This window comes from Carboxydocella thermautotrophica (assembly GCA_003054495.1).
Lineage (GTDB): Bacteria > Bacillota.
This window is the reverse complement of sequence record CP028514.1, coordinates 2,164,102-2,179,156: the sequence shown is the minus strand read 5'-3', so window position 1 is coordinate 2,179,156 and position 15,055 is coordinate 2,164,102. Positions and strand designations below refer to the sequence as shown.

Here is a 15,055-nt window from a genome sequence, read left to right as displayed (position 1 = left end):
TTTGGGCAAGAAAGTCTATCTGGATAATTTACCGCGGCAGGAAACCCTGGCCAATTATCTGAGCCAGCTGGAGCAGGCAGGGGTAAGACCGCTGCTTCCAGAGCGGCTGGCGGTAGAACAGGCCCTGGGCCGGACGGTAGCCAGGGCCATTCGGGCCCAGCTGGCCAATCCCCATTATCCGGCTTCAGCTATGGATGGGTATGCGGTCAGAGCGGAAACCACCTTTGGGGCCAGCGAGACCAAACCGGCCCGGCTCCTGGTGGGGTCGGAGGCGGTTTATGTGGATACCGGGGATGTGATTCCCGCCGGTTATGATGCAGTGGTAATGATTGAACAGGCGACTCCCCGGGGAGAGTATGTGGAAATCAATGGGGCGGCTGCGCCCTGGCAGCACATACGCCTGGTAGGGGAGGATATTGCTGCCGGTGAAGTGCTGGCCTGGCCGGGGGATCGCATTACTCCATATCTGGCGGCGGCTTTGCTGGCTGCCAATGTAACTGAGGTAGAAGTACGGGCCCGGCCCCGGGTGGCCGTCTTCCCCACCGGTACGGAACTGGTGGAACCAGGGAGTAAAGTGAAGCCTGGGGATATCCTGGAATTCAATTCCCGTTTGCTGGCCGGTTTGATCGAGGAATGGGATGCAGTGGCAGAACGGCAACCCGCTCTGCCTGACGACTATGAGCTGCTCAAGGCCAGGGTGGCGGAAGCGGCAGCAAACTATGACCTGGTAGTCATCAATGCCGGCTCTTCTGCCGGTTCCGAGGATTTTACCGCCCGGGTGATTGCGGAACTGGGCACCCTGGTCAGTCACGGGGTAGCCATCAAGCCCGGCAAACCGGTGATTCTGGGCGAGGTTCAGGGTAAGCCGGTGATCGGTCTGCCCGGTTATCCCGTATCCGCGGCCCTTACCTGTGAACTTTTCGTGAAACCGGTGCTGGAACTGCTGCGGGGCGGGCAGTTGCCAGGGCGGGCGACGGCCCGGGCCCGCCTGGTCCGCAAGGTGGTATCTCCCCTGGGCCAGGAGGAGTTTGTGCGGGTTAAACTGCTGGCCCAGGAAGCGGAGCTGGTCGCTGTGCCCCTGGGCCGGGGAGCAGGAGCCATTTCTTCCCTGGTCCAGGCCGATGGTTTGCTGGTGGTTCCGCGCCTCAGTGAGGGCTTTGAAGCCGGGACGGAAGTGGAAGTCCAGCTTTTCCGCCCCCTGGCGGAAATCCAGGAACAGTGGTGGTTTGGCGGTACTTACTGGCAGCCCTTTGAAGAAAAGTTGCTGGAACTGGCTCAGCAAGGGCAAAAAGTGGGCTATTACCCCACCGGCTCCCAGGCCGGTTTTCTCGCCCTCAGCCGGGGGGAAGTTCATGGAACTCTCTGGGCGGGAGAACAGCCCCCGGCTGCTTTTCCCGCCCGGTTGCTGGGAAAACGGCTGATGGGCTGGGCTTACCGGGAGAGCGAGCCTGGCCCGGAACCGGGCAGGGAGGAGAGTCATCTCCTTAAAGGTGCGGCAGCAGTGATGGCGGGGCTGTGGCCCAGGGCCTGGTGCAGTCAGGAAGTGGCTGAACTTTATCAGTTGCAATTTAAACCGGTACAGGAGGAACAGGTCTGGCTTTTGGTACGGCCGGAAAAGGCCTTCCTGCTGGACCGCTGGGAAGGCGGGACCTGAGATGAAGGACACCTTTGAACGGGAAATTAATTATTTACGCATTTCCATTACTGATCGCTGCAATTTGCGCTGCCTTTACTGCATGCCGGCAGACGGAGTGGAGCTAAAGGAACATGAGGACATTTTGCGCCTGGAGGAAATCACTGAAATAGTGCGAGCCGGGGCGGCAGTAGGTATCAGCAAAATCCGCATTACCGGCGGTGAGCCCCTGGTCCGACGGGGTGTGGTGGAGTTTATCCGCCAGCTCAAGGCTATTCCCGGCATAGACGATATTGCCCTGACCACCAATGGGGTTTTGCTGGCTCCTCTGGCAGCAGAACTGAAAGCTGCCGGGTTAAACCGGGTAAATGTTTCCCTGGATACCCTGCGCTCTGACCGGTTTCGGGAACTGACCAGGGGGGGACAAATTGAAAAAGTCTGGGAGGGGCTGGCGGCGGCCCTGGAGCATGGTCTCACTCCTGTGAAGCTCAATATGGTAGTCATGCGCGGCTTCAATGATGATGAATTGTTTGATTTTGTGGAACTAACCAGGGAGCGGGAATTGCACGTCCGCTTTATCGAGCTGATGCCTATTGGCACGGCCGATGCCTGGGCCCATCAGCGCCGTCTGACGATGGAAGAGATTCTTTTGCAGCTGGGCCGTCGCTATACCTTAGAACCAGGGCCCAGGGTTGCCGGCTGGGGACCGGCTCGCTATTATCAGGTGCCGGGTTACCGGGGGACGGTGGGATTTATCAGCCCCATCAGCCAGCATTTCTGTGGCACCTGTAACCGTCTGCGCCTGACAGCCGAAGGGATGCTCAGACCTTGCCTCCATGCCAGACGGGAAGTGGATATCAAAACCCCCCTCCGGCAGGGGGCCAGGTTCGAGGAACTGGTGGCAATTTTTCAGGATGTCATCGGCCAGAAGCCCCAGGCCCACAGCATGGGGGAAACGGGCTGGGGTGAAAATGAGCGCAAAATGTTTCAGATAGGAGGGTGAAGCGGTGGAACTGACCCATTTTGATTCCCAGGGCCGGGCGCGTATGGTGGATGTTTCTGCCAAGGAAGTGACCCGGCGGGAGGCGGTAGCCCGCGGGGAAGTACGAATGCACCCCCGGACCCTGGCTTTGATCAAGGAGGGGAAAATGGCCAAGGGGGATGTGCTGGCTGTAGCCCAGGTAGCGGGCATCATGGGTGCCAAGGCTACTGCCAGCCTGATTCCCATGTGTCATCCTCTTTTTATCAGCGGGGCGCGCCTGGATTTTCAGCTGGATGAAAACAATTCCCGGGTGCTGATCGAGGCCCGGGTCAAGACGGCCGGGCAAACGGGAGTGGAGATGGAAGCCCTGACGGCAGTAAGCATTGCGGCTCTGACCATCTATGATATGTGCAAGGCCGTGGACAAGGACATGGTTATCGGCGAAATTCGCCTGGTGGAAAAAACGGGGGGCAAAAGCGGCCACTATCTACGGGAAGGGGAAGAACAATGGGGAAAATAGTAGCAGTGTGTATCAGTGAGAAAAAAGGCATGCGCAAGAAAAATGTGGGTGCCGGGGAACTGGTGCCTGATTTCGGTCTGGCCGGAGATGCCCATGGCGGACCCTGGCACCGCCAGGTTAGCCTGCTGGCTCTGGAGAGCATTGAGAAAATGCGGCAGCTGGGACTGGAGGTAGGCCCCGGAGATTTTGCCGAAAACCTGACCACAGAAGGGATTGACCTGCTCAGCTTGCCGGTGGGCACCAAATTGCGCCTGGGTCCGCAGGCTGTGGCGGAGGTAACCCAGATCGGCAAAGAGTGCCACACCCGTTGCGCTATTTATTATCAGGCGGGGGATTGTGTCATGCCCAAAGAGGGGATTTTTGTCAAAATCCTGACCGGTGGTCCCATCAAGGTAGGGGACCAGGTGGAGGTGCTGCAGGATGGCTAAATTCACCTTTGCGGTGTTGACCGCCTCGGACAAAGGCTCCCGGGGGGAGCGCCAGGATATGAGCGGCCAGGTCATCCGGGAGCTGGTGGAAGAAATCGGCGGAGAACTGGCAGAATATCTGGTGATTCCCGATGAGCTGGAAGTAATTAAGGAAAAACTGCTCTGGCTGGTGGATGAACGAGGAGTGGATCTTATCCTTACCACCGGTGGCACCGGGCTGGGGCCGCGGGATGTTACCCCCGATGCTACCCTGCAGGTAATAGACCGCCTGGTTCCTGGAATTGCAGAAGTGATGCGGATGGAAAGCCTGAAAAAAACCAGCCGGGCCATGCTGTCCCGGGCGGTAGCCGGGCAGCGGAAACGGTCCCTGATCATTAACCTTCCCGGCAGTCCCAAGGCGGTACAGGAATGCCTGGAAGTTATCCTGCCCGCCCTGCCCCATGGGATTGAGATTATGAAGGGACAAACAGGGGAGTGTGCCCGGCAATAAAACAGAGGTGCGAACCTCTGTTTTATTTTTGGGCTTGACAGAACAGATGTTCAAAGATTATAATAGAGCTGAAACGGAACATTTGTTCAGAGGAGGGGTTGCGTTGGAGCCCACTATTCTACTGATTGATATGAATGCCTTTTTTGCCTCGGTTCACCAGGCCCTGGACCCGGGCTTACGGGGTAAGCCGGTGGTGGTATGCGGGGACCGGGAGCAGCGGCGCGGGATTGTGCTGGCAGCATCCTATGAAGCCAAAAAATACGGGGTCAAAACGGGGATGACTGCCTGGGAGGCCCGAACCCTTTTGCCCCATGGTATCTATGTCCGTCCTGACTATGGCCAGTATCTGGCTTTCTCCCGCCGCATCCTGCAAATCATCCGGGAATATTCGCCCCTGGTGGAGCCCTTTTCCATTGATGAAGCCTTTGTTGATCTCAAGGGGTGTGAGGGGTTATTTGGTGATGTTCTTACAGTGGCCCGGGAGATGAAGCGGCGGATTCGGGAGGAAGTAGGAGTGACCTGTTCGGTCGGGATTGGGCCCAATAAGCTGGTAGCCAAAATGGCGGCAGAACTGGAAAAACCCGATGGTTTAACTTTGCTGCGCGGGGAAGATGTGCCCCGGCGGCTTTGGCCCCTGCCGGTGCGGGAGCTTTTTGGCGTGGGTAGCAGAACGGAGCGGAAATTGCAGGCTATGGGCATCAAGACCATCGGTGACCTGGCCAATTTCCCGGTAGAGGTGCTGGAGCGGCGGTTTGGCATCATCGGGCGGGTATTACATATGTCAGCCAATGGCATTGATTACAGCCCGGTCAGTCCGGGGTCCCTGGAAACGGCCAAATCCATTGGCAATCAGATGACTTTGCCCCGGGACTATGCCAGTTACCGGGAGTTGAGGGCAGCGATTCTGGAACTGGCGGAAATGGTAGGGCGGCGGGTACGTCAGGGAGGATATGAAGGCAAAACCGTTTCCCTGACCCTGCGGGATAGTGAACTCCATTTCTATTCCTGGTCGGCCAGCCTCTGGAAATATTCGGATTTGACCGAGGATATTTACCGCCAGGCCTGCACTTTGCTGGAGCGCTACTGGCCGGAAGGGAAAAGGGTACGGCTGGTAGGAGTGGGCCTTTCTAAATTGCGCCCCAAAACCGCCTTGCAGCTGGATGTTTTCGGGGAAAAGCTGAAACTGGAGCGGTTAAACCAGACCTGTGATCTGATTCGGGAACGCTTTGGCCGTTACAGCATCATGCGGGGAGGAACCTTGACTGAGGCGGGGATTCATTATGGACAGAGGGAATAAGCTGTGGGAGGGACATCGCATGTTATTGCCGGAAATGCGGGAACTGGTTATTCACGAACAGGCAGGCAAACCGCCCTGGAAAAGGCTGGAGGAAGCGGACAGGGAAAAAATCAGGGGCCTGTTGCAGCAGGCCTGGCAGGAAGGAAAAGGCATCCGGATCATATATTACTGGCAGGGGCAGGCCAAAGAGTTGCTTTTTTCCTCCTTTCGCCTGCAGGGAGGGGTGCTGGAAGGGGTCACTCCCCAGAGCAGGATACGGCGGCTCAGGGAACGATATATTATTGAAGTACAACTGGTTGATTGGGAATGGTAATTAATGATATAAAAGAGTAATAAACCATGGAAATGGCAAGGTGAATTTGATAAAATACTGCTAAAAAGGTGTAAAAGTAAACACAAAGGAAATAGAAGGAAGGAATAAAATGAAGAAGAAAAATGAAGGTATCAAATGTAATTATTGTGGGGAACTTTTCGGAAAGGTTGCCATCAAGAGGCATCTGGAGAAGTGTGAGGTTAGAAAAGAAAAAACTCAGCCCGGGGAAGAGGTGTATTATTGGGTCCAGGTTCAGGGTTACTATCAGAAAGAATATTGTATGTATTTGGATGTGTCTGCGAAAGCTTCTTTAAAGGATCTGGATCAGTTTTTAAGAGACAGGTGGCTGGAGTGTTGTGGTCATTTGAGCAGATTCAGAATTGAGGGCAAAATTTATGATTCAGACCCTGACCCAGATATCATGTTTGGAAGAAATAAGAGTATGAAAGTGAAGTTGAATGATGTTTTGTATGAAGGACTTGAATTTATACATGAATATGATTTTGGCTCAACTACAGTATTAAAATTAAAGGTAATATCAACAAAGACAGGAGCAAAGCGCAAAGAAAAAGTAATACTAATGGCCCGCAACCTTCCACCTGAGTTTGTTTGTGTAGAGTGTGGGAGACCGGCGGTACAATTGTGCAGTTGCTGTATTTATAAAGAAGATGCCTTTTATTGTACTGAATGTGGCGAGGAACATGAATGTGGTGAGGATATGATGCTACCTGTAGTCAATTCTCCCAGGATGGGGGTTTGCGGTTATTGCGGGGAAAAAGGATGACATTAGGATTTTGTACTGGGTACAGGGAATGATATAATAGCTATTATAGAATGGTAACATGGTAGCATCCTAACAGGGGTGCTTTTTTCTTTACTGGAGGTGTAAGCATTGAACAAAAACCGTCTGGCCATGCTGATACTGGTGTTAACCAACCTGCTCTGGGGCGGTAATTTCGTTTTTGGCAAATTCCTGGTTAAAATGATTCCGCCCTGGACCCTGGCCGCTTTGCGCTGGACAGTAGCTTCCTTGATTTTGCTGCCCTGGGCCTGGTGGCAGGAAAAACTGGCCTGGCCCCAGATAAAAAAATACCAGAAGCATTTACTGTTAATGGGGATAAGCGGGGTATTTTTGTTCAACTCCCTGGTGTATCTGGCCTTGAAATATACTACTCCGACTAATGCAGCTTTGATCAGCAGTGCTAATCCGGTAGTGATCGCTGCCCTGGCCTATTTCCTGTTTCGGGAGAAACTGAACCGCCGCCAGCTGCTGGGGCTGGGCCTGTCCCTCACCGGGGTGGTCTGGGTAGTGAGCCAGGGTTCCTGGCAGCGCTTGACCCGGCTGGGTTTGAACTGGGGCGACCTGACCATGGTGCTGGATTTGTTCATCTGGACAGTCTATATTTTCAGCAGCCGCCAGGTGATGAAGGAAATACCGGTATTGAGTGCCACCGCCTGGAGTACAGCTATTGGAACTGTGTTGCTCTATCCGGTGGCAGGCTGGGAACTGGGGCAAATCAATATCATGGCCCTGCCCTGGCAGCGGCCAGAGGTGATTACTGGCATCCTCTATATCGGGATTTTTGCTTCAGTGCTGGCCTTTATCGGCTGGAATAAGGGAGTACAGGGCCTGGGGCCGGCCCGGGCCGCTGTTTTTCTTAACCTGATACCGGTATTTGCTGCCCTCTTATCCTGGCTGGTCTGGCAGCAGCCCTTGCAACAGGCCCAGCTTATAGGTGGCCTCCTGGTAGCTGGAGGCGTCTATCTTACCAATCGGGGGTGAGGATGATGGCTACATTAATGTTTGTGCTGGCCCATCCGGATGATGAATCCTTTGGGGCCGGTGGCACCATTGCCCGCTATGCCCGGCGGGGACACCGGGTGGTGCTGGTGTGCGCTACCCGCGGGGAAGCGGGTAAATGCGGTGACCCACCTCTTTGTCGCCAGGAAGAATTGGGAGAAGTGCGGGAACGGGAACTGCGGGCAGCGGCTGAGGTGTTAGGAATCAGCCGGGTGGAGTTTTTGGGTTATCGGGATAAGGAGGTACTGCTGGCTAACCCGGCCGAAATTGTGGGGAAAATAGTGCAACTGCTCAAGGAAGAAAGGCCGGAAGTACTGGTGACCTTCGGGCCGGATGGCATCAGCGGCCATGTTGACCACCGGGCCATCAGTCATTTTGCCACCCTGGCTTTCTGGAGCCTGCCGGAGGAAGAGCGGCCGGCCCGTCTCTACTATTATGCCTGGGAGCAGGGAGTGCGGGAACATTTGCAGTTAAGACAGGCTTTGCCTTCTCTGCCGGTTACAACGGTACTGGATGTCGGGGAATGGGTGGAAGTGAAAAAACAGGCTCTGTTATGTCACCGTACCCAGCACCTGTCTCTGGAGCGGGTCTTTTTCAGCCTGACGGAGGAACAGTTGCAGAAAGCCCTATCCAAAGAGGGTTTTCACCGGGTGTGGCCGGTATGGACGGGCGGAGAAAAAGAAAGGGGAATCTTGAACAATAAATAAAAAAATGGTAAAATAAAACAAAAAAAAAAAAAAAGGTAATACCTAACAGCGGAGGTGGCAGCTATGGTCTATTTTTTTACTCAAAATGTGAAACAAAGACAGGTATGGCTGGCTATCATCCGCTGTTTGCGTTTTTGCTTTTATCTGGGTATGATTTTGGCGGGATATTTATATTTCCATAAACCCACAACCTGGATAGTAGCAGCGCTGGTTATTTTAGCAATATGGTTCATTATTATATATCGGATCTGGATACGAAGACTGGCGGGGACAGTGTTCTGGAGCGTACTGGTTATTGAGCATTTGCTCGGTTTGGGTCTGGTGTGGAATGGTCATGGTTTTGCTGATTATGGTGTGATTCCCCTTATTTTATTAGCGTTATATAGTTATGACTTTGTGGAACTTACACCGATAGTAATTGCTCAACAAATATTAGTGGTCGTGCTGAAAATAACTGGCTTAATTAGTTCAAATTTTTTGCTTCTTTACTTTATCTTTACGATTTTGGCCTTTGGATTGATTTTTTTTCGATGGCGTAATCTGGTCGACAGTTATCTACATGCTGTACATAAACAGGCTTTTGCCAATCTTGTCCGTATACTGGTGGAAATAGAGAGAAAGCAGTATTCAGGCGAAGGAGTAGAAAAAGACCTAAAACAAGCTGCAAGCGCTATTTTGGTTTATGTTACAACGTGTCCGGGTGGACTGGTGATAAAAAAAATGGGAGGTAGCTGGCAGCCTGTACTGGCTTTTGGCGTTCTGAGTGAACAGGAAAAGGATTTCTGGCCGGAAATTCGTGACTGTGTAGAGCGAGCATGCTATGAAAAAAAGATTATAATTTCAGAATTTGATTATTCTTTAAACCCGATTAAGGAAATTGTTGCAGAAGAATTATATCTTGTGACTTTGCGGTCATCGGTCAGGCTAAAAGAAAAAGACCTGAGCAGTATTATTCCCCGGGTGCTGACTCTGGAAGCTGCTTTTTACCATTCATGGGACGAGTTCTGGTTTCAGACTTTACTGGCATGCACTGAAGCGCAAACCGGAATCCTGTTGTTTTCCAGCACTAACGGTCAGCTGGAACTGGCAAAAGCAGAAGCTGGCAAAGAGCCAGCCAATATCCAGGAAATTATCAAGCGGGACTATTTTCAGGGGTTACTGGCTCTAACGAAAACCCATGCTGAGGGAATAGTAATCAACGCTCCCGCTATTCTCGGGTTGCAGGAACTGGCAGGCAAGATAAATAATTTAATGTTGTTTCCTCTTGCCAATGGCGGATATCTGATTGCTGCCAATAAGGCAAATAATATGCCCTTTACCAGTTTGGACTGGGAATGTGGCAAAATGTTAGCCAATTTCATCAGCCGGACCCTGGATAAGCGAAAGTTTGCAGTATTGTTAAACAATATGGAAAAACAGCGTTTGCTCGCTTTGACCGAAATTGCTGGCCACTTTGCCCCCTATTTACAAAGTCACCTGGAAAAAACAGCAAAAATGGCGGTAAAAATAGGGGAAAAATTAAAATTGGCCGGGCGCGAACTGGAATTATTGTTTCAGGCTGCGCTGGTCCATGATATCGGTATGATCGGGATCAGGCAGGATATAGTTTTAAAACCGGCCCTATTGACCACCGGAGAAAGGTTGGAAATAAAAAAGCATCCTCTGTTTGGAGGTGAGATCCTGAAAAAATACGGCCTGCCGCCGGAGGTGCTGCTGGCGGTGGAACAACACCATGAATACTGGAATGGACTGGGTTATCCCCGGGGATTACACGGTGAGGAAATTCATCTATATGCCCGCATACTGGCAGTAGCCGATGTCTATTCGGCTATGACATCTTTTCGGCACTATCGTATGCCGAAAAGCAAAGAAGAAGCGGTTGCAGAAATCAGCAGTCAGGCTGGGGCTCAGTTTGACCCCCGGGTAGTGGATGCCTTTCTGGAAGTGCTGGAGGAGGAAGAAAAGGCTTACGGGCGCGATTTGGCCAGCAGCTTTCCCTGGGCTAGAAAACTGGCAGGAGAGGCAGAGGTGGCGGTTAATTCCCGGCGGCAATAAGGGACACTGCCGCTTTTTTTATTTCTGCCAGCAATTCGGGTCTATGCAGGACAGCATCCTTATCTTCCAGCTGTTTGACCAGGAAAGAAGGGAATTTTTTCATTTCCAGCATCTTAAAGGCATAGTTTACTACTTGTTCTGCGCCCTGAAACACATCCGGCAAATTGGAGCCGGCCACACCGATATACCAGGCCCGGCGACGGGAAGCCAGAAGCGGATCGGCGATGACTGCCTGTTTTTGCACATATTTTTTGCCCCAGAAAGGCTGCAGACGATCGATCAGGATTTTGGTCTGGGCATTGAGGCCCATGGCATAAATTGGGGCTGCCAGTAGAAGATACTGACAGGATAGCAGTTTGGGGTAGAGGGATTGCATATCATCCTGCTGGATACATTGAGTGGTAGTTACACAGGCATTGCAGCCCAGGCAAGGGTGAAGCTGCAAACGGTGCAGTTCTATCATTTCTACCTTAATCCCCTGTTCGCTCAGAATTTGACAGGCGGTGTTGAGCAGGGTCCAGGAATTGCCGTGGCGGGGGCTGCCCAGCAGGGCCAGAGCAGCAACTGAGGTCATAGCTATCCTCTCCTTTCTAGTTAACATTTTATTCTAGCTTAAAAGGGCTGTCTACGGCAGGAATTCTGTTACATATTGTCGAAGATTATCTAATCAGGAAAAAGAGCGGTAAGCGGCAAAGGTGGAATGAAAATGTTCGAACCAGTCTGGCAATGGCTGAAAACCCGCAACAAACGGTTCTGGGCCATGTCCATGGCCTGGTTGCGCTGGCTGGGTTATGGCGGGTTTCTTTATCTAACTGCAATGGATAAAAGCGAAGGCTGGTGGCAGCTGGCCTTGCTGGGCTGGTTGGTTTTGCTGGGTTTGCAGTATCTCCGCTACCTGCGGGCTCCTCTGCATGGGCCCATGATGTGGATGGTTTTTCTGGGAGAACTGGGTTACCTGGTCTGGCTAACAGCTCATCATTCCGGACAGGCTGGCGCCCTGATTATTTTTTATTATCTCCATCTTCTTACCATTCTGCTGGCCTATGAACAGCTGGAAGCGGCCTTGATGTTTATGGTTCATCAAGGGGTAGTTTTGATTGCTTATTACTCAGGCTGGATTTCAGGAGAATTTCTCGCCCGCTATCTGCTGGGTTTGCTGTTTGTGGCCGGGGCTAATTTCTGGCAATGGGATAAAATCATCAGGGAGCGCCAGTTCTGGGCAGCGAAGAGAAACTATCAGCGCCTGGCTTTGCGTCTGGCCGATCATTCTACCCGGCTGTTACAGCATCAGCTGACTGAAAATGAGTATAAAGACCTGTTGCAGGAAATGCTGGAATTATTATGCGGCTTGCCGGGCGGTGCGGTTTTTCGCCGCCAGGAACAGGGAACCTGGGAGCTTTACCTGGCTTTCGGGGTAGCAGTCCGGGGGCAGCAGGAACTGCTTCCTTTGCCCCGGGGGATCAGGACCATCAGGATTGAACATATTCCTTATTTGCTAGGGGAATTACAGGAACTGCCTGTTAAATTCAAGGGAAAAAAAGAAAAATATGCTTTTGCTCCCCTGGTGAATATCAACCAGGTGCCGGAAACCCTGGCACCGGAGACAGGCTGGCGGCTGGCCCGGGTGATAGAGTTATGGCAGCAGGGACCAGTTTTAAAGGCGGCTAACAGGGCTTATATCACGGGGATTGCCGGTCCGGGGGAAGCAGGCGCTCCCATCAGGATCGAAAGAGAACTGGAGCTGGCTTTGCCCCGCATGGTCCTCAGATTTTTAACTGCTGCTACCGGGGCCAGACAGGCTTTTATCATTGCCAGGAACCAGGTGACTGTGGCGGTAGATGAAGAACATGAATTGCCCATTATCTGTCTGGACCAGACCCTGGAGGCCCTGTTGCTGCTGGCTCAAAGCCGGGAGGAGGGCTTGCTGGTAAATAACCTGGCCGTGTTAGGACTATGGTCCAGAGAACAGGAAGATTCCCTGCACAACATCATGGTCTATCCCTTATTGTCCAACAATGAAGTTCAGGGTTATCTGGTGTTGCAAAACAAGTGGGGGTATCATCCTTTCACTGAAGAAGAATGGCAGCTGGGGGGGACCGTGGCCCGCAGCCTGGGGCTCAATCTGGGTATCAAAAATTTTGTGGCCAGCTTGTTGCAAAAACAGGATGATGCCTACCGATTACTGGCCTCTGCCTGCCAGGCCTATGTCTCCTTTCTGGGTGGCCATTTGCATCGTACTGCCGATTTGGCAGAAAAAATAGCCCTGGCCCTGGGCTTGCCGACGGATCAGGCCCGCAAAATCTGGCGGGCGGGATTGATCCACGATATCGGAATGCTGGCCATAGAGCGCCAGCTGCTGACCAAACCGGGTCCCCTCAGTTTTCTGGAAAAAAATCTGGTTCAGGACCATGTCAAGTATGCTCGCAAGATTTTACAGGGCCAGAAGATGGTGGATAAAGAAATCCTGGAAATGGTTGAACAACACCATGAGCGCTGGGACGGCCGGGGCTATCCTGCTGGTCTGAAGGGGGATGAAATTTCCCTGGGGGCGCGAATCCTGGCGGTGGCGGAAGCTTTTGATGCCATCCTCAATTTCCGGCATTACCAGCCTCCCCGCAGTTTGGTGGAGGCTCTGGAAGAGCTGATGCGGGAAGCCGGTCAGCAATTTGACCCCTTGCTGGTGGATGTTTTAATTATTATTATTATTATTAATGAAGAACAACACAAAGGCAATGACCTGATGCGAGACTTGCGCTGGGTACAGGAACTGGCCCAGGAAGCAGCCGTGGCCGCTTCCTGGCTAAGCGGAGGTGATAGAGATGGCAGTCAGGGAATGGATTTTTCAGGACAGGACAATAGAAGCGGCAATAGCCCGGGCGGCAGTGGAACTGGGCCGGCACCCGGAGGAACTGGAAGTGCAGGTGCTGGTTCAGAATGAACAGGATGAGCTGGTAAAAATCAAGGTGAAGTTGCCGGAAGGGAAGACAGAACTGGATGAACATCAGCTGGCGGAACTGGTAGAATCGGTACTGGAAGAAAAGACCCAGGATGGCACTGTGGCTATCAGCAATGGTCAGGTGGTGGTACGGGCACCGGTAAAAGGGGGACGCTATCCCAGTATCACACCGGGACCCGAGACCAGGGTAATGGTCAATGGCCAGCTGATTCAGAAGGAAACCATGGTCAGTCCCCGGGACCGGGTGGTGGTCAGTGCCGAGGACAGGCCACCTTTACGTCTGGCGGAAGTGCAGCTGACCCCGGACAAACTGGAGGCCTATCTGGCCATCACTTACGCTTCAGGGGCGAAAATGAAAATTCCAGACCAACCGCCCCAAACCCGTTTGACTGTCAGGGCCGAAGCAGTTCAGATCCTTGAACCGGTTCCTTTCACCACTACCGAGCTGGTAAACATCCTCAAGGAGCATGGGGTTGTATATGGAGTGGATATCCAGGCGGTGGAGCAGGCCCGTATCAATGGGGGTCGCTATCTGGTGGCCCGGGGACGCCCCATGGTTCCAGGCGAGGCTGGAAAAATCGAGTATTATTTTCTGGATGAAACCCAGCAGGCACGACTGGATGAGATGGAAGAGGAGCAGCGGATTAACTTCTATGAACACCGGACCATTCCCAGTGTGGAAGCCGGGGAGATTCTGGCCCGCAAATATCCGGCCAGGCCGGGGCGGCCCGGGATGACAGTAACCGGGGAAATTATTCCTGTGCCGGAATACAAAGAACCACAGCTGCTGGTGAAGCAGGGGGCCACGTTGATGGAAGATGGCCAGGTGGCGGTAGCGGTAACGGCTGGACGGCCGATTTTGAAAAACTCGGTCATCAGTGTTTTACCCATCTACACGGTGCAGGGGGATGTTAACCTGGCTTCCGGCAATGTGCGCTTTGATGGCCACGTAGTAGTTTGGGGCAATGTCATGGATGGTGCCAGTGTCATCGCCGGAGGCGATGTGGAAATCCATGGCAGTGTCACCCAGGGTTCAGTGCAGGCCAGAGGCAATATCACCGTCCATAAGAACGTGGTCGGGGCAACCCTGGTGGCAGGGGGTATGGATGCCATTAACAGTGAAATTATCTACCGTCTGCGGGAAATCAAGGGGGAACTGGAATCCCTCTTGCTGGCAGTAGTACAGCTCAAACAGCATCCGGCCTTTGGCAGTGAAGACCTGGCTCGCTATGGCTTAGGACGTTTGCTGCGCATTTTGCTGGATCAGAAATTTGCTACTTTACCGAAACTGATTTTACAAATTGTTCAGATGTTACAAAACCAGAGCCCCAGTGACAGTTTGAACGAAATCATCCGCCTGGTGGCTCGCAAGTTTGTGGGATTAGGTGTACTGGAAGTGGCTGATGAGCTGGAAATTCAGGAAGCCATTTTGCGGCTGGAAAAGGAGATTATTGACCTGGAGGCCACCATCAATTCCGCTTCTGATATTAAGCTGGCTTATGCCCATAACAGTAAACTGGAGGCCAGCGGTAAGATAGTCTTTACCGGCCAGGGTGCCTATATGTGTCAGGTAAGTGCCGGGGGCGATGTGCTGGCGGAGAAAAAAGACAGCATTTTTCGCGGTGGGCGTTTGATTGTGACCGGTAATGCCGTATTGAATGAACTGGGGAGCCCCATGGCCACTCCCACGATGGTGGAATTTGTTTTCGGCCGCCGCATTCTGGTTAACCGGGTCTATCCCGGGGTCAGCTTCCGGGTCGGTCGTCAGCTGTTCAAGGTCCAGGAAGGTCTGCAAGACGTTCGGGTAGCAGTAGATGAACAGGGGATTTTACGGGTGGATTACCTGTATAAAGAACACTTGCAATGAGGAGGA

Annotated in this window: 14 protein-coding genes; 13 read left to right on the top strand and 1 reads right to left on the bottom strand. The window is 52.7% G+C overall.

The window, feature by feature from the left end; translation table 11 throughout:
* Position 1 precedes the first annotated feature (1 nt).
* From CTH_RS10840 to CTH_RS10790, 11 genes are all read left to right on the top strand, one after another.
* A complete protein-coding gene (locus tag CTH_RS10840) occupies positions 2–1,654 on the top strand; it encodes a molybdopterin-binding protein (RefSeq protein WP_078664688.1) in 1,653 nt (550 codons plus the stop codon).
* A 1-nt stretch (position 1,655) separates the two neighbouring features.
* Complete coding sequence (gene moaA, locus CTH_RS10835) at positions 1,656–2,636, top strand: GTP 3',8-cyclase MoaA (protein WP_078664687.1); 981 nt, start codon at positions 1,656–1,658, stop codon at positions 2,634–2,636.
* Between the two features lie 43 nt (positions 2,637–2,679).
* Positions 2,680–3,135: a cyclic pyranopterin monophosphate synthase MoaC gene (gene moaC / locus CTH_RS10830; RefSeq protein ID WP_242947935.1), complete on the top strand. Its 456-nt coding sequence runs from the start codon at positions 2,680–2,682 to the stop codon at positions 3,133–3,135.
* Positions 3,123–3,563, top strand: a complete 441-nt coding sequence (locus CTH_RS10825; protein WP_078664685.1) for an MOSC domain-containing protein — start codon at positions 3,123–3,125, stop codon at positions 3,561–3,563. Before moaC ends, CTH_RS10825 begins: the two co-directional genes overlap by 13 nt.
* On the top strand, positions 3,556–4,053 hold the full coding sequence (locus tag CTH_RS10820) for a MogA/MoaB family molybdenum cofactor biosynthesis protein (protein ID WP_078664684.1): 498 nt from the start codon (positions 3,556–3,558) through the stop codon (positions 4,051–4,053). Before CTH_RS10825 ends, CTH_RS10820 begins: the two co-directional genes overlap by 8 nt.
* Positions 4,054–4,156: 103 nt before the next feature.
* Entirely contained in the window at positions 4,157–5,350 is a 1,194-nt protein-coding gene (gene dinB, locus CTH_RS10815; protein WP_174183026.1) for a DNA polymerase IV, read from the top strand.
* A 19-nt stretch (positions 5,351–5,369) separates the two neighbouring features.
* Entirely contained in the window at positions 5,370–5,663 is a 294-nt protein-coding gene (locus CTH_RS10810; protein WP_078664683.1) for a hypothetical protein, read from the top strand.
* Positions 5,664–5,772: 109 nt separating this feature from the next.
* Entirely contained in the window at positions 5,773–6,447 is a 675-nt protein-coding gene (locus tag CTH_RS10805; protein ID WP_078664682.1) for an IS1096 element passenger TnpR family protein, read from the top strand.
* A 108-nt stretch (positions 6,448–6,555) separates the two neighbouring features.
* Positions 6,556–7,446: a DMT family transporter gene (locus tag CTH_RS10800; protein WP_078664681.1), complete on the top strand. Its 891-nt coding sequence runs from the start codon at positions 6,556–6,558 to the stop codon at positions 7,444–7,446.
* A 5-nt stretch (positions 7,447–7,451) separates the two neighbouring features.
* A complete protein-coding gene (locus CTH_RS10795) occupies positions 7,452–8,171 on the top strand; it encodes a PIG-L deacetylase family protein (RefSeq protein ID WP_159073871.1) in 720 nt (239 codons plus the stop codon).
* A gap of 63 nt (positions 8,172–8,234) precedes the next feature.
* Positions 8,235–10,226: an HD-GYP domain-containing protein gene (locus tag CTH_RS10790; RefSeq protein WP_107753868.1), complete on the top strand. Its 1,992-nt coding sequence runs from the start codon at positions 8,235–8,237 to the stop codon at positions 10,224–10,226.
* Here CTH_RS10790 and CTH_RS10785 read toward each other — a convergent pair.
* On the bottom strand, positions 10,207–10,800 hold the full coding sequence (locus tag CTH_RS10785) for a flavodoxin family protein (RefSeq protein WP_159071939.1): 594 nt from the start codon (positions 10,798–10,800) through the stop codon (positions 10,207–10,209). The two genes, CTH_RS10790 and CTH_RS10785, sit on opposite strands and share 20 nt — an antisense overlap.
* Positions 10,801–10,932: 132 nt before the next feature.
* On the opposite strand from CTH_RS10785, the gene CTH_RS10780 reads away from it, so the two are divergent.
* The gene (locus CTH_RS10780; protein WP_159073870.1) at positions 10,933–13,164 is read left to right on the top strand and encodes an HD domain-containing phosphohydrolase; all 2,232 of its coding nucleotides are present in this window, start codon (positions 10,933–10,935) and stop codon (positions 13,162–13,164) included.
* Entirely contained in the window at positions 13,046–15,049 is a 2,004-nt protein-coding gene (locus tag CTH_RS10775; protein WP_107753864.1) for a FapA family protein, read from the top strand. Before CTH_RS10780 ends, CTH_RS10775 begins: the two co-directional genes overlap by 119 nt.
* Positions 15,050–15,055 lie beyond the last annotated feature (6 nt).

Excerpts from the sequence above, each read along its gene's own strand:
- moaA (WP_078664687.1), top strand. The coding sequence starts at position 1,656 with ATGAAGGACACCTTTGAACGGGAAATTAATTATTTACGCATTTCCATT.
- moaC (WP_242947935.1), top strand. The coding sequence starts at position 2,680 with ATGGTGGATGTTTCTGCCAAGGAAGTGACCCGGCGGGAGGCGGTAGCC.
- CTH_RS10825 (WP_078664685.1), top strand. The coding sequence starts at position 3,123 with ATGGGGAAAATAGTAGCAGTGTGTATCAGTGAGAAAAAAGGCATGCGC.
- CTH_RS10820 (WP_078664684.1), top strand. The coding sequence starts at position 3,556 with ATGGCTAAATTCACCTTTGCGGTGTTGACCGCCTCGGACAAAGGCTCC.
- CTH_RS10810 (WP_078664683.1), top strand. The coding sequence starts at position 5,370 with ATGTTATTGCCGGAAATGCGGGAACTGGTTATTCACGAACAGGCAGGC.
- CTH_RS10805 (WP_078664682.1), top strand. The coding sequence starts at position 5,773 with ATGAAGAAGAAAAATGAAGGTATCAAATGTAATTATTGTGGGGAACTT.
- CTH_RS10795 (WP_159073871.1), top strand. The coding sequence starts at position 7,452 with ATGGCTACATTAATGTTTGTGCTGGCCCATCCGGATGATGAATCCTTT.
- CTH_RS10790 (WP_107753868.1), top strand. The coding sequence starts at position 8,235 with ATGGTCTATTTTTTTACTCAAAATGTGAAACAAAGACAGGTATGGCTG.
- CTH_RS10785 (WP_159071939.1), bottom strand. The coding sequence starts at position 10,800 with ATGACCTCAGTTGCTGCTCTGGCCCTGCTGGGCAGCCCCCGCCACGGC.
- CTH_RS10780 (WP_159073870.1), top strand. The coding sequence starts at position 10,933 with ATGTTCGAACCAGTCTGGCAATGGCTGAAAACCCGCAACAAACGGTTC.
- CTH_RS10775 (WP_107753864.1), top strand. The coding sequence starts at position 13,046 with ATGGCAGTCAGGGAATGGATTTTTCAGGACAGGACAATAGAAGCGGCA.